10 protein-coding genes are annotated in these 14,703 nt (G+C 70.0%); 5 read left to right on the forward strand and 5 right to left on the reverse strand.

The features are described 5' to 3' along the window. The first annotated feature begins 143 nt into the window (after window positions 1-143). Window positions 144-1,859 (forward strand): FHA domain-containing protein, encoded by a 1,716-nt coding sequence (locus HUA76_RS22315; RefSeq protein WP_174462017.1) that lies wholly within the window; start codon window positions 144-146, stop codon window positions 1,857-1,859. 13 nt (window positions 1,860-1,872) lie between these two features. Here the strand turns inward: HUA76_RS22315 and HUA76_RS22320 are convergent, their stop codons facing one another. Next, a complete protein-coding gene (locus HUA76_RS22320) occupies window positions 1,873-2,781 on the reverse strand; it encodes a DMT family transporter (RefSeq protein WP_174462018.1) in 909 nt (302 codons plus the stop codon). 99 nt (window positions 2,782-2,880) lie between these two features. On the opposite strand from HUA76_RS22320, the gene HUA76_RS22325 reads away from it, so the two are divergent. Then, window positions 2,881-3,792: a pseudouridine-5'-phosphate glycosidase gene (locus HUA76_RS22325; RefSeq protein ID WP_141649362.1), complete on the forward strand. Its 912-nt coding sequence runs from the start codon at window positions 2,881-2,883 to the stop codon at window positions 3,790-3,792. Between the two features lie 72 nt (window positions 3,793-3,864). Here the strand turns inward: HUA76_RS22325 and HUA76_RS22330 are convergent, their stop codons facing one another. Further along, window positions 3,865-4,350: a GAF domain-containing protein gene (locus HUA76_RS22330; protein ID WP_141649361.1), complete on the reverse strand. Its 486-nt coding sequence runs from the start codon at window positions 4,348-4,350 to the stop codon at window positions 3,865-3,867. A 105-nt stretch (window positions 4,351-4,455) separates the two neighbouring features. Here HUA76_RS22330 and HUA76_RS22335 point away from each other — a divergent pair, with 105 nt between their 5' ends. Continuing rightward, on the forward strand, window positions 4,456-5,199 hold the full coding sequence (locus HUA76_RS22335; protein ID WP_174459329.1) for an NAD-dependent deacylase: 744 nt from the start codon (window positions 4,456-4,458) through the stop codon (window positions 5,197-5,199). A gap of 103 nt (window positions 5,200-5,302) precedes the next feature. On the opposite strand, the gene HUA76_RS22340 is transcribed toward HUA76_RS22335, so the two are convergent. Continuing rightward, window positions 5,303-6,865: a protein kinase gene (locus HUA76_RS22340; protein ID WP_371823517.1), complete on the reverse strand. Its 1,563-nt coding sequence runs from the start codon at window positions 6,863-6,865 to the stop codon at window positions 5,303-5,305. A gap of 255 nt (window positions 6,866-7,120) precedes the next feature. On the opposite strand from HUA76_RS22340, the gene abc-f reads away from it, so the two are divergent. Continuing rightward, a complete protein-coding gene (abc-f, locus tag HUA76_RS22345) occupies window positions 7,121-9,091 on the forward strand; it encodes a ribosomal protection-like ABC-F family protein (RefSeq protein ID WP_141649203.1) in 1,971 nt (656 codons plus the stop codon). A gap of 72 nt (window positions 9,092-9,163) precedes the next feature. On the opposite strand, the gene HUA76_RS22350 is transcribed toward abc-f, so the two are convergent. Together HUA76_RS22350 and HUA76_RS22355 are read right to left on the reverse strand one after the other, a co-directional pair. Next, window positions 9,164-9,841, reverse strand: coding sequence for a zf-TFIIB domain-containing protein (locus tag HUA76_RS22350; protein ID WP_174459332.1), 678 nt, complete (start codon window positions 9,839-9,841; stop codon window positions 9,164-9,166). Window positions 9,842-9,868: 27 nt separating this feature from the next. Continuing rightward, window positions 9,869-12,112: an ATP-binding protein gene (locus HUA76_RS22355; RefSeq protein ID WP_174462020.1), complete on the reverse strand. Its 2,244-nt coding sequence runs from the start codon at window positions 12,110-12,112 to the stop codon at window positions 9,869-9,871. A gap of 107 nt (window positions 12,113-12,219) precedes the next feature. Here HUA76_RS22355 and HUA76_RS46315 point away from each other — a divergent pair, with 107 nt between their 5' ends. Continuing rightward, window positions 12,220-14,658, forward strand: coding sequence for a transglycosylase SLT domain-containing protein (locus tag HUA76_RS46315; protein WP_174462021.1), 2,439 nt, complete (start codon window positions 12,220-12,222; stop codon window positions 14,656-14,658). Window positions 14,659-14,703 lie beyond the last annotated feature (45 nt).

Raw genomic sequence — 14,703 nt, forward strand, 5'->3', positions numbered from 1 at the left:
CCCAGGCCCGAGAACATCGACTCAAGGAAGCTCGCCAGCTCTCCCTCCAGTCGCTTCAACTGCTTCGGCGTCATGCAGGGGGAACACTTCGCCCACCCTCACGCATTCTTGAAGTGACCAGGTCGTATTAGGCTCCGCGCCCCATGCCCGCACTCCTGCTGCTCACTGGCCCGTCCGCGGGGCGCCGCTTCGAGGTGCTCTCGGACATGGCCATTGGCCGCAGCCCGTCCTGCGAAATCCCCCTGCGCGATGACCAGGTCTCCCGCAAGCACGCCCAGCTGACCGTCCACGAGGGAGAGGTCCGACTGACGGACCTGGGCTCTCGCAACGGGACGCTGCTGAACGGCGCGCGCATCAGCGGCGAGGTGGTGCTGCATCCCGGCGACCGCGTCCGGGTGGGTTTGACGGTGGCTGTCTTCGAGCCGCCCCCAGTGACGCTCGTGGAAGGCGGGCCGACGTCACCTGGCCACGTCCCGATTGAAGAGGTGCTGCCTCACGTGGGCGCCGCCGCGGCGCTGTACTCGGCGGGCACGGCGCTGCTGGGGGCCACCAGCGAGGCCATGGTGTTGCGGCGGCTGGCGGATGAAGTCGCTCGAGCCCTCAGCGCCGACCGGGCCGCGGCGCTGCTGGGAAGCAACACGGGGCTGCTCACCGCGGCGGTGTCGGGCGCGGAGTCCATGTCCGTGCCTCGCTCGCTGGCGCAGGTGGCGCTGGAGCGCAAGGAGCTGGTCCAGTCGGAGACGGAGATGTGCGCGCCGCTCGTGGCCTCCGGAGGGATGCCCTTCGGCGTGCTCTATGCGACGCGCTCGGACTCCTCGTTCACCGGTGGCGAGGGGCAGCTGCTCGCGGCGCTCGGGCGGCTGGGGGGCGAGGCCTATACGGCGGTGCGCTCCCGGATGGAGGCGGAGTCGCCCGCGCCCGTGCTCATCGGGACGTCCAGGCCGCTGCGCGCGCTGATGGACGGTGCTCGGCGGGCGGCGAACAGCGCCGCGCCCGTGGTGCTCCATGGCGAGTCCGGGACGGGCAAGACGATGTTGGGGCGGGTCGTCCATGCTCGATCGCCCCGGGCGCTGGAGCCGCTGGTGGTGGTGGACTGCCGTCAGCCCACCGAAGTCGTCGAGGAGGCCCTCTTCGGCCGCGCCAGCGCGCCTGGACAGCCTCCCGTGGCGTCCGCGTTGCTTCGCGCGGACCGGGGCTCGCTGCTGCTCCAGCACGTCGAGGCGCTGCCTCGGAGCGCCGCTGAGCGGCTGGCTCGACTGCTGGCTCGAAGGGTGGCGCCAGCGCGGCAGGGCGGCGAGGAGCCCGTGGACGTGCGGTTGCTCGTCACCGCGTCGGTTCCCGTGACACTGCTGGGGACCCACGGGGAGGTGGACGCGTCGCTCGCTCGGAGTTTGATGGGCTTCGAGCTGGAGGTGCCTCCCTTGCGCGAGCGCCGGGCGGATGTGCTGGTGTTGTTCGAGGGCTTCCTCGCGCGTGCCGCGCGCCGGGTGCGGCGGGAGCCTCCGGTGCTGGGCGCGGATGCCCGGCGCCTGCTGGCGGACTACCCGTGGCCCCACAACGTGCGGGAGCTGGAGCTGGTGGGGGAGCGGTTGGGGTTGCTCTACGCCGGGGGAAGGGTGGGGGCGCTGCAGCTTCCTCCAGAGGTCCAGCAGGGCGGCCCCGCCAGTGACTCCCAGACGCTCCAGTCTCGCGTGGGACGGCTGGAGCGCGACGCCATCGCCGAGGCTCTGCGAGAAGCCGGCGGCAAGAAGGTCCGGGCCGCTGCGTTGCTGGGCATCAGCCGCCCCACGCTGGACAAGAAGATCGAGGAGTACGGCCTCGCGGTGGAGCGGGGACGACGGGGGGAGGACGGGCGCTAGCCGCTCACCCGTGTCACTTCCCGCGACTGAGCACCACGCCGCCGATGATGAGCGCCGCGCCCAATCCCTGGAGCAGCGTGGGCCTCTCTCCACGAACGCCCCAGGCGGTGAGCGCGGCCACGATGGGTACCCCCGTGTTGTAGAGCGACGCGCGTGCGCTGCCCACCTGCTGCACCGTGCGCCCCCAGATGAAGTAGCTGAGCACCAGCGGAATCAGCGCCGAATACACCACGCCCGCCCACGCACTGAAGCCGATGCTCCCCACGTCCAGCGCGAGCACCGCAGGCGCTCCCGCCAGCACCACTCCCGGAGCCCCCGCCAGCATGGTGATGGCGGTGATGCGCAGCGCCGACACCTCGTTGCCCAGCGAGCGGATGCCCACGGTGTAGATGGCCCAGCAGACGCAGGCCACCAGGATGAGCCCGTCTCCCAACCGGGTGTCCGTGCCCAGCGATGTTCCTCGTGCCGCCACCACCAGCAGCATCCCCATCACCGCCAGCGACATGCCCATCACCAGTGGACGGTTGAGCCGCTCGACTCCCAGCGCAGCGCCCAGGGCCGCCACCAGCACGGGCGTCACCGCCACCAGCATCCCGCTGTTGGCCGCCGTCGTGTTCGCCAGCCCCAGGATGAAGCTCAGCTGGTACGCCGTGTTGCCCACCAGGCCGAGCATCCCGAGCTTGAGGAGCACCCGCCACGGCAGCGGCTTCCACCCCTCCACCGCGAGCAGCAACACCGCCATGGCCACCGAGGCCACCGCGAAACGCACCGACATGAAGGCCAGGGGAGGAATCACCCCCAGGGCCTCCTTCACCACCGTGTAGTTGGTGCCCCAGACAACGACGACACCAAGGATGGCCAGGTCGGAGGCCGAGAAGGCGCGGGGCGGCGCAGCAGGGACACTGGCGGCGGATGTGGACACGTCGCGCGAGGAAATAAGACCCAGCGTCCTTTCGTGCAAGCCGACGTTTCCCCGCCGCTCGGCTTGTCCCCATGCCGCGCCGTGGCTTAAACGCGCGCCATGGACCTACGCTTTTCGGACGAGGTGCGTCGCGCCCTCGACTCGCGGCAGCCCGTCGTCGCCCTGGAGACGAGTGTGGTGGCCCAGGGACTTCCCTATCCGGACAACCTCGCCGCCGCCCGAGCCTGCGAGGAAGCCATTCGTCGCGCCGGTGCCGTGCCCGCCGCCACCGCCGTGGTGGACGGCGTGGTGTGCATCGGCCTGGAGGACGCGGCCCTGCGCCGACTCGCGGAGGGCAAGGAGCCCCTGCTGAAGCTCGGCTCGCGCGACCTGGCCATCGCCGTGGCCACCCGCGCCTCCGGTGGCACCACCGTCAGCGCCACGTGTGAGCTGGCCGCCGCGGCCGGCATCCGTGTCTTCTCCACGGGGGGCATCGGCGGCGTCCACCGGGGCGCCTCGGAGCACTGGGACATCTCCCAGGACATCGCCGCGCTGGCTCGCTTCCCCGTGGCAGTGGTGTGCGCGGGCGCGAAGTCCGTGCTCGACCTTCCCAAGACGATGGAGCTCCTGGAGACCGCGGGCGTGCCCGTCATCGGCGTGGGCACCCGAGAGCTGCCGTCCTTCCACAGCCGTGACTCCGGCATCACGCTGGAGCACAGCGTGAATGACGTGGCCACCGCCGCACGCATCGCTCGCGCCCGCTTCGAGACGCTGGGGCAGGGTGGGGTGCTTTACACCGTGCCGCCGCCGGAGGAGACCGCGCTGCCTCGCCATGAGGTCGAGCTGCAGATCGCCTCCGCGCTCGCCGAAGCCGAGCGCCAGGGCATCCGGGGCAAGGACGTGACGCCCTTCCTGCTGCGCGAGCTGGGCCAGCGCACGGGCGGCAAGACGCTCAAGGCCAACCTCGCGCTCCTCGTGAACAACGCCCGCTTCGCCGGTCAGCTCGCCGTGGCCTACGCACGCGGCGACTGAACCTGCTCCCTGGGGCGCGGGCGCTGTCTTCCCGCCGCGCCCTCAGGGGCCTTCGATGGATGCGCGGCGCGGCTACTGCTGGAACCAGCGCATCATCGTCTCGAGCTGCTGGCGGTCCACCTCGTCGAAGGTGGACTTGCTCGCCGAGTCGATGTCCAGCACCGCGAGCAGCTCGCGATTCTTCCCGTACACCGGCACCACGATTTCCGACGCGGAGCGCGCGTCGCAGGCGATGTGCCCCGGGAAGGCGTGCACGTCCGCCACCACCTGCGTCTCGCCCTTCGCCGCGGCGGCGCCGCAGACGCCCTGTCCGAACTTGATTTCCAGGCAGCCCAGCGTGCCCTGGTAGGGGCCCACCCGGAGCAGCTTCCCTGGCGTCACCACCCGGTAGAAGCCCGTCCATAGGTGGCCAAAGGCGTGGTGAATCAGGCAGCTCATCGTCGCCATGCCCGCGATGGGGTCGTCGATGCCGGCGAGCGCCGCCTGAACGTGCTGCTGCAGTTCCTCGTAGGCCTGCGCCTTGGGAGCCGCGCGCAGGTCCAGGGTGATTTCCGCCATGATGGGGTCCTCGAGCCAGGTCTCCGCACCCGCCCGTCAGGGCCCGGCGCGGTCATCGTCGTCCCACGCTTCATATCCTGAATCCCACGCCGCACAGGAGGCACCGTGGAAACGCTCCTTCTCGATTCGAATACCTGGCTGCTCGTCCTCACCGGCGCGGGCGTCTCCGCCGAGAGCGGAGTCCCGACCTTCCGAGGAATGAACGGGCTCTGGGAGGACCAGCCGGTGGAGCAGGTGGCCTCGCCCGAGGGCTTCGCGAAGGATCCGCTGCGGGTGTGGCGCTTCTACTCCCAGCGGCGAGCAGGGGCCGCGGGCGTCTCACCCAATCCCGGCCATGACGCGCTGGTTTCCTGGGAGCGTCACCTGGGCGACCGCTTCCTCCTCGCCACGCAGAACGTAGACGGCTTGCACTCGCGTGCGGGCAGCCAGCGCGTGGTGGAGATGCACGGCAACCTCTTCAAGACGCGCTGTAGCAACGACGAGTGCAAGCGCGCACCCTTCGAGGACACCACCGTGTACGCAGCGGGCACGGTGCCCGGGTGCAAGGACTGCGGCAGCCTGCTGCGGCCCCACATCGTCTGGTTCGGTGAGTACCTGGACCCCGCGGACCTGGAGCGCATCCAGGACTTCTCGCTGCGCGCGGCCAGCTCCGGCGGGCGCTTCGTCTTCCTGGCCGCGGGCACCTCCGGCGCCGTCTACCCCGCCGCGGGCATGGTCGATCAGGTGCGCGGTGCGGGCGGGGAGACGTGGCTCGTCAACCTGGACCCCGCGGAGAACTCCCGTCGCTTCGAGCACTCCGTTCAGGGCAAGAGCGGTGAGGTGCTCCCGAAGCTGGGCCGACTCGTCTGAGTCCGCCGAATGGCGGGCACCGCGCTCCCGGGCAGCAATCCCGTGCCTGGGACGCGAGCCCCGCAGCATGACGGCTCCCGGTGCGCACGGGAGCCGGCCGGTGCTACTCGAAGACGTTGATATCCTGCCCGGTGTTGGCGGGCCGAGGCGGCTTCGGCTTGGGGGGCGTCGCGGCGCGAATGGGCTCGAGCGTCACGTCCACCGTCTGGCTGTCTCCGGCGACACGGCTGAAGTTGAGCGAGCGCTCCTCGGACTTGTGGTTCGCGAGGCGGAAGCTCAGTTGGTGGGACTTTTCTCGCGGCAGCATGAGCTCGATGGGTGTGGTGCCGATCTGCTCCTCGCCCTCGTAGATGGCGGCCCCGGACGGCGTCGAGTTGAACTTCACCCGAAGCGCCTGCGGTGTGGCATCGACCGGAGTCGTGGCCCCCGAGGGACTCGTCGGCCTGTCCCGGGGGACTTCGACGACCTGGGTCGCCGGCTGCTTGGAGCCACCCTGGCCTCCTCCCAGCACCACCGCCGCGCCGATGCCGAGCAGCACCAACGGCACCGCGACGAACGCGACCTTCTTGCCCGTGGACATGCCCTCCGGCTCGGGTGGGGGAGGCGGCGGGGTGGCCGCGGCCCGGCCCGGGGGCGGACGGACGCGGCTGGGTGACGAGCCACTTCCGCCCGGCGCTCCCGCCTGGCTGCGCGCGATGACGACGTTGGAAGGCGTGGAACCACGACCCGGTGACGCGCCGACGCGAGAGGAGCGCACGCCACTGCCGCTGCCGGCACCCGGACGTCCCGCGCGACTGCCGCTGGCCCGGCTGCCGCTGCCGCGCTCGTTGACGCCGGAGCTGGAGCCGCCGCTGGGCATCGCGTCGAACTGCTCGGCGCTGACGTCCTCCACCGACTCCATCATCGCGTCGATGAGCTCCTGCGCGCTCTGGTAGCGGTCCTCCTTCTCGGGGGACAGAGCCTTGCGGAAGAAGGCGTCCAGCGCGGCGGGGACCGGGGCGCCCTGGCGCTTGGAGTTGACCGCGGGCACCTGCTGCGTGAGCGACGCGGTGAGCGCCTTGCGCACGGTGTTCGCGCCGAACGGCGAGCTGCCCGTGAGGCAGAAGTAGAGCACGCCCGCCATGGAGTACAGGTCGGAGCGCTGGTCCACGGCCTCGCCACCGGCCTGCTCTGGCGGCATGTACTGCGGCGTGCCCAGCACCTGTCCGGTGGAGGTGAGCTGCTCCTCCTCCTCGGCCTCGAGCGCCTTGACCAGACCGAAGTCCAGCACCTTGACGAAGTCCCGCCCGCCCAGGTCCTGCACCATGATGTTGTGCGGCTTCAGGTCGCGGTGGACGCAACCTTCCTGGTGCGCGTGGGCGAGGCCCTGGGTGGCCTGCTCGATGAGGCTGGTGGCGCGGCGCAGGGACATGGGCCCCTCGCGCTTCACCACTTCCTTGAGGCTTTCGCCCTGGAGCAGCTCCATCACGTAGTAGCAGGTGCCGTCGGGGGCGCGGCCGAAGTCGAAGATGGTGATGACGTTCGGGTGGCGCAGGCGGCTGGCGATCTCCGCCTCTCGTCGGAAGCGCTCGAAGAACTGGGGCGCGGCGGCGAGCGACGGGTTGAGCGTCTTCACCGCGACGGGGCGCTGCACCGAGGTCTGCGTGGCGCGGAACACCATGCCCATGCCGCCCTGGCCGAGCACGCTCTCAATCTTGTAGCGGCCATCGAGCACCTGGCCGATGAGCTGGAGGCTCTGGCCTGAGCAGAGGTGGTCGACGCCGTCGGTGCTTCCGCAATGGGGACAGGGGGCAGCCATGTGGGGCCGGAGTATAGGCAGGCCCCGGGCAGGTCCGGAAAGGGGACGTTGGCCCCCACGGTCTCCAGACAGGCATCTGAGCCATTTCCCGAGGAGCCCAGGGCTGTTACATCCCCGGCCGCCATGAGCCTCGTCATCGCCCAGGACCTCAGCCTCTCCTATGGAAAGAAGGTCCTCTTCGACAGCGACAGCTTCACCCTCGGCCCCAAGGACCGTGTAGGCCTCGTCGGGGCCAACGGGACGGGGAAGAGCACCCTGATGAAAATCCTGGCGGGGGTCGCCCAGCCGGATTCAGGGTCCCTGACCTACCGTCGCCGGGCCCGCTGGGGGTATCTGCCCCAGGAAATCGCCGGGCTGCCGGAGGGCACTGTGGTGGAGGCGGTGATGAGCACCGTCCCGGGGCGCGACACCCTGGAGACCCGCCTCAAGGAGACCGAGGAGTCGCTCTCGGCGGCCACGGACGAGGAGGACCAACTGGAGCTGGCCCAGTCCCTGGCGGACCTGCACGCGGAGCTGGACGACTTCGAGAACCGCTTCGGCCGGCACCACGCCGAGCGCATCCTCAAGGGCCTGGGCTTCAAGGACAACGACCTGGCCAAGCCCACCTCGGCCCTCTCGGGTGGCTGGCGGATGCGCGCGGCGCTGGCGGGACTGCTGCTCCAGGACCCTGACCTGTTGCTCCTCGACGAGCCGACCAACCACCTGGATGTCCCCACGCTCGCGTGGTTCGACGGCTTCCTGCGCCGCTCCAGCAAGGCGCTGGTGCTCATCTCCCACGACCGGGACTTCCTCAACCGGCAGATCAACCGCGTGGTGTCGCTGGAGCTCGAAGGCGTGCGCGAGTACGCCGGCAACTACGACGACTACAAGCGCCTGCGCGCCGAGGAGAAGGTGCTGCTCCAGGCCCGGGCGGAGAAGGTGGAGAACCGGCGCGCGGAGCTGCAGGGCTTCATCGACCGCTTCGGCGCGAAGGCCACCAAGGCCAAGCAGGCGCAGAGCCGCGCGAAGATGTTGGAGAAGCTGGAGAAGGTCCAGGTCCTGGAGGAGCGCTCCACGATGAAGTTCCGCTTCCCGGAAGTGGACCGGAGCGGACGCGACGTGGTGACGCTGGAGGGCATCACCAAGCGCTATGGCGCGCAGACCGTGTACGACGGCCTTTCGGGCCGGGTGGAGCGCGGCCAGCGCATCGCCGTGGTGGGGGCCAACGGCGCGGGCAAGACGACTCTTCTGCGGATGGTGGCGGGGGAGCTGGTGCCGGACTCGGGCACGGTGACCATCGGGCACAACGTGGTGGTGGGCTATTACGCGCAGCACCACGCGGACAAGCTGGACCGACAGAACACCATCATCGAGGAAGTGCGCCCGCTCGCGGCGGACAAGCCGGAGAGCTACGTGCGCGGCGTGCTCGGCGCCTTCCTCTTCAGCGGCGATGACGTGGAGAAGCCCATTGGCGTGCTCAGCGGTGGTGAGCGGGCTCGCGTGGCGCTGGCCAAGCTGCTGCTGGTGCCCTCCAACTTCCTGCTGATGGACGAGCCCACCAACCACCTGGACCTGGACTCGGCGGAGATGCTGATTGAAGCGCTGAAGCTGTACGGCGGCACGCTGCTGTTCGTCAGCCACAGCCGCAGCTTCATCAACGGGTTGTGCACCCAGGTCTGGGAGGTGGCGGACGGGAAGCTGACGCCACACCCGGGCAACCTGGATGACTACCTGTACCACCAGGAGCAGCAGCGGCTGAAGGCGGAGGCCGCGGCGGGTGGCGCGAGCGCGGCCCGGGGGGACACCGCGTCCTCCGTGGCGATGACGGAGAAGGAGCGCAAGCGGCAGGAGGCCGAGGCGCGTCAGCGGCGCAGCGTGGTGGAGGGGCCGCTCAAAAAGGAGATCTCCAAGTTGGAGGAGCAGATCGCCAAGGTGGAGGCCGCGCAGAAGGAGCGCGAGGCGCAGCTCGCCGACCCCGTCCTCTACAACGACTTCGCTCGCGCCAAGCCGCTCATGGACGCGCACCGCGAGGGCAAGGACACGCTGGAAGACCTCTATGCGCGGTGGGAAGCCACGCAGGAGAAGCTGGCGCAGGCGACCGCGACCTTGAACTGAGGCGCGGTCCTCCGCCAGGCGCGCAGGGTGCCGCTCTCCTGTGAGCGCGGGCCTCCGGCTCGTCTCGGCTCACTACCCGAAGACGCGCCTGAACAGCCACAGCAGCGCGGGGCCGGTGGTGTCCCCCGTGTAACCCGCGGCCATGTTCCCGGTGTAGCCGGACAAAAGCGGGGTGCTCATCTCGGAGGAGGGCTCCGCCTTCGTCAGCTCCTCCGTGAAGGGCGCGGAGCCCTCGGGCGCGCAGCTTCCGCAGTACAGGGCTTCTTCCCAGACGAAGCCGTAGCGTGGCTTCACCTCGCGCTTGCACTCCGCGCACGCAGTCGCTCGCCCCAGCTTGAGCGTGGGCCGCATGTCCAGCGGCGAGTCGCGATACTGCGCCGCCGCTTGCTGGAGCTGTTGCAGCTCGCCGGGGTCCAACGCCACGCCCGCGCAGTCCGAGCACACCTCCACCGTGACGCCCAGCACCTGCACGACGGGCAGCGGCGCATGCCCGCACCGGGGACAGCTGGGCGCGGGTGTTCCACAGCTGGGACATTCGGGGACGTACTGGACCTTCGCCTGACAGCCTTTGCACACGCCCGGGTGTCCCTTCGCGCGCCGCACCAGCGCGTCCGACACCGAGCCTCCCATCACCTTCGTCAGCGCCTCACCCTCGAACCAGACGGAGCCGCAGTGGCCACACTCCTCGCGGGGCAAGCCTCCCAGGAAGGTGGGCCGCATCGTCTCGTGGCAGAAGGGGCAGGCGCTCATGGCCAGACAGCCTAGCGCCAATCCCACTCAGCTTGCTCGGCGCCGCCGCTCGCGCTTGGGCCGGGGCTCCGGGGTCGACGGGGCAGGGGGCTCTCGCAGCTCCTCCGGCATGGGGAACGACTGGGAGATGCGCGTCGCGGGCGGCGGGGTGCCCGTGCCCTCCGCGACGAGCCCCTCCGCGGGCTTCTCCGCAGGCAGCGCGGGCAGACGGATGATGAACGTGGTGCCCTCGCTCGCCTTGCTCTGCACCGAAATGCTGCCGCCGTGGTTCTTCACGATGCGCTGGCAGATGGCGAGCCCCAGCCCCGTGCCCTTCTGCTTCGTCGTGAAGAAGGGCACGAAGATGTGCGGCTGCTGGTCCGATGGAATGCCCGGGCCGTTGTCGGACACGCGCACCTCCAGCACCTCGCCCCCCGCGTTTCGGAACTCGCCGAAGCGCTCCGGCTTCTCCGTGCGCACGGTGATTCGACCCTCGCGCGTGTCCAGCGCCTGCACCGCGTTCTGCACCAGGTTGATGAGCACCTGCTTGAGCTGCTCGGCGTCTCCATCCGCTCGGGGCAGGAGCAGGTCCAACTCCACCGCGAGCTGGACGTTCGCCGGCACGTCGTTCTGGATGAGGCGCATCGTCCGCGTCACGACTTCGTTCAAGTCGGTGGGCCCGAAGCTCTGCTTCATCGGCCGCGCGTAGTCGAGGAACGCCGTCACCACGCCGTTGAGCCGGTTGACCTCCTCGACGATGACCTCCAGGAACTCGCCGTCTTCACCCGGCAGCCGCATGGGGTCCAGACACTGCGCCGCGCCCTTGATGGCCCCCAGCGGATTGCGAATCTCGTGCGCGAGGCCGGCCGCCATCTCTCCCAGCGCCGCCAGTCGATCTCTCTCTCGAATCTTCTCGTACAGCTTCGAGTTCTCCAGCACCGTCGCCAGCTTCTCCGCCACCTCCAGGATGAGGGCAATCTCATCGGACGCGTACGCCTCCGGCACCCGCTCGTCCCAGAGATTCAGGAAGCCGATGACCCGGTCATTGCCCACCATCGGCACGCTGATGCCAGCCTTCATCTGCACCAGCGCCGCGCGCGTGTCGTTCAGCCGCTTGAGCTCGTCGCGGTAGCGCCGTCCCTCCACCGACTGGAGTCGCATCGTCGCGCCACGCCGCTCCACGTTCTCCAGCAGCACCGCCTTCTGCCCGCTGGCCACCGCGAACAACAGGCCTCGCGCCGCCGCCGTGTCCAGGAACGACACCGGCAACGGCCCCCGCGAATCCAGCAGCCGATACCCCGGCCGGTCCTCCGCGAGCAGATACACCGACGCGTGCGTCACGCGGCCCGTCTCGTGGAGCGTGTCGAGCACCAGTCGCGCCAGCTCGGAGATGTCGATGACGTTCGCCATCCGCGCTCGCAACATCCCCAGCGCGTCCAGCAACGCGAAGCGCTCGCGGAAGAAGATGCGCACCACCATCTCCTCCACCTTCGTGCGCAGCGGGTCCAACAGGATGAGGATGACGAACGCCGCCACCACCGTGTTGAAGACGAACAGCCCCGTGTCCTCGTCCACCCACGCCGTCAGCACGGTGAAGACGGCCGCGAGGATGACCGCCAGCACCGTCTGCGAGGCGATCTTCCCCAACAGCTCATGCAGGTCCATCAGCCGCAGCCGCAACAGCGTCTGCGCGAGGAAGAACAGGTACAGCGTGGTGAAGACGGGCCCGAGCGTCGGCAGCGGAATGACGGTGCCCAGGAAGTCGAGCGCCGAGAACAGGATGCCCGCCGCCGCGCCGATGGCGAGGTACATCAGCCTCAGTTGCTCGATGCGCGACTCGTTGGTCCGGACCCGGTGGAGCAGCAACGACACCGAAGCGAGCAGGGAGCCGAGCACCCAGACACCCATGGCCACGCGAGCCCACACCTTGTCGGCCAGGGGGGTGACGGCCACGGCCAGGCCCAGGAAGACCGACAGGAGGGCGAGCCGGCGGCCGACCTGGTGTGTTCCCTTGCTGACATCCAAGAACTCGAGGAAGAAGCCCACGGCCGCGCCTGGGACGAGCGAGGCGACGAGCACGGTGATGCCCAGGGTGATGCGTGCCGCCCAGGGGTAGGTCGCCGCGGGAAAGAGGCTGTGGAAGAAGAACGAGAGGTAGTACCCGGCCACCGTCAGGGCGAAGACGGAGTACAGGGTGAGGACCTTCGGCCGGGCCGGGCGCAACAACATGGACACGCCCAGGGCCAGGCCGATGATGGATGCCAGCAGAGCGCTCTGAGTCCGGATGTCCATGGGCGTGCGGACAGTCTAACCTGTGTCCACCTCCGGAAATTTTCCATGCACTCCCGGTTGTCATGGGGCGAGCCCGCGCCCACCTCCCAGGGTCCCCAGCCCCGCGTATGAAGCCCTTCCTGCCCAAGCTCGCCGTCGTCGCCTCCGCGCTCCTCTTGTCCGCGCAGGCTCCCGCACCCCAGGTCTCCACCCCCGCCGAGACGGAGGCCGCGCCGGCTCCCGCCCCCCAGGCGTCGAGCCCCATCGTGACGGAGGCCCCCTCGTCCCATACGGAGAACGCCCCTTCCGAGGCCCAGCTCTCGCCGCGTCCGGACGCGGAGAAGACGCAGCTGCCCGAGGGCTTCGTGGAGGTCCTCAACCCGGCCTTCCCCAACGCCGCGCCCCCCGCGCCCGTCGTCCACCGGGGCCGCCGCTATGCCCTGGAGGACCTGGCGCCGTACTTCGGCGAGGGCAAGAAGCAGGAGGCCCGGGCGGCCTTCGACAAGGGCCAGTACAGCCGAGCCCGCGAGCTGCTGAAGGACGAGGGCACCACGCCTCCGGTGCGCTACCTGCGCGCGCTGGCCGCGCTGCGCTCTGGAGACGAGGAGACCGCCGCGAAGGAGCTGGCCGCGCTGGCGTCGGACTACCCCGCGCTTCAAGACCGGTGCCTCACGCACGCGGGCGTGGCGCTGGAGGGACTGCGTCGCTTCGACGAGGCCGCCGTGCTGCTGGCCCAGGTGTCACCAGAGTCCCGGCTGTACGTGGACGCCCGGCTGGCGCTGTCGCGGGTGCTGCGCAAGAAGAAGGACGCGGCGGGGGCCATGGCCGCGCTGGAGCCGCTCACGTCGCGTGCCGCGCCCAGTTGGGGGCGCAACGTGGGCGCCGAGGCGCTGATGGCCATCGCCGACATCGCCGCGGAGAAGAAGGACCGCGCCGCCGAGCGCGCCGCGCTGTGGCGCCTGTGGGGCGCGCATCCGCTGTCCGCGCTGGCGATGCAGGCGGAGAAGCGCCTCAAGGGACAGGCGGCCCCGCTGGAGGCCAAGGTCGCTCGCGGTGAAGCGCTGGTGGAGCTGCACCGCAACAAGCAGGGCCTGACGCAACTGGAGCCCATGCTGGCGCAGTTGAAGCTGCCGGAGCCGCTCGCGTGTCGCGCGCACTTCGCCTACGGCAAGGGCATGCGCAAGGAGCGCCAGCACACGCGCGCCATCCAGATTCTGTCGCAGGTCGTGGAGAAGTGTGAGGACCGGGACCTGCTGGCGCGTGCGCTGTATGTGCTGGGCTCGTCGCGCTCGATTGTCGACTCGGCGCGCGGGACGGACACGTACGAGCGACTGGCGCGCGAGTTCCCGGACCACAGCTTCGCGGACGACGCGCTGTTCTACGCGGCGGACCTGTACGTGAAGACGGACCGCCCCAAGGAGGCGATGGCTCGGCTGGACGAGCTGGCGCGGCTGTATCCGCAGGGGGACTTCCTGGGCGAGGCGCTGTTCAAGGCGTATTGGATCGCACGCACCAGCAAGGTGGAGGACGCGGGCCTGTCCTTCCTGGACCGCATCGAGCAGCGCTTCGCGCAGGCGGACGAGAGCTACGACGTGGAGCGCGCGCGGTACTGGCGGGCGCGCACGTTCCAGGACCAGGGCAACATCCAGGGCGCGGCGGAGCTGTTCGAGAAGATCGCGGTGGAGCACCCCGCGACGTACTACGGGCTGATGGCGCGCTCGCAGCTGTCCACGGTGGACCCGGCGCGGCTGGAGCGCATCTCCCCGGACATCTTCGCGGTGCCCGACGCGGCCAGTCCGTGGCCGCTGTTCGCGGGGCCGGTGGGCGAGGACCCGCACTTCCGCGCGGGCATCGAGCTGCTGCGGCTCGGGTTCCCGGAGGCCGTGTCATCGGAGTTGCTCGCGGTGAGCCGGACGAACCAGCCCGCGGAGGCCATCCGCCTGCTGGTGCTGGTGCTGCACGAGGCCGGTGACGAGCGCGCCGCACACGCGGTGGCCCGGCTGGCGCTGCGCAAGGACTTGAGCGGCCGCATCACCCGCGAGACGCGCGTGGTGTGGGAAGTCGCGTATCCCAACGCGTTCCGCGAGCTCATCGAGAAGCACACGGCCGTGTCGGGCGTGGAGGCGGATCTGCTCCAGGCGCTGATGCGCGAGGAGAGCGCGTTGGATCCGAAGGCGCTGTCCTGGGCCGGAGCGCTGGGCCTCACCCAGCTCATGCCGTCCACCGCGAAGGGCGTGGCGAGGGAGCTGAAGCTCAAGCGATTCACGGTGGAGCAGCTACTCCAGCCGGACCTCAACATCCGCATGGGGGCGCACTACCTGGGCGGACTGCTCAAGAAGTTCGGCGGACACACGCCGTACGCGGTGGGCAGCTACAACGCCGGCCCGGGCGCGGTGAACCGCTGGCGTTCGGACAAGCCGGACCTGCCGCTGGATGCGTGGGTGGAGGAGATCCCCATCTCCGAGACGCGCGGCTACATCAAGCGCGTGCTGCGCTCGTACAACACCTACCAGCTCCTCTACGGCCGGGCGCCCAAGCTGCCTGTCATCAAGAGCGCCGCGCGCTGAGCGGTGGCCGGGAAGCCACCTTCGAGCGCGGGAGGACGGCCTGCG

The sequence above is a fragment of the Myxococcus sp. CA056 genome, from assembly GCF_013336715.1.
In the GTDB taxonomy this organism is placed as follows: domain Bacteria; phylum Myxococcota; class Myxococcia; order Myxococcales; family Myxococcaceae; genus Myxococcus; species Myxococcus llanfairpwllgwyngyllgogerychwyrndrobwllllantysiliogogogochensis.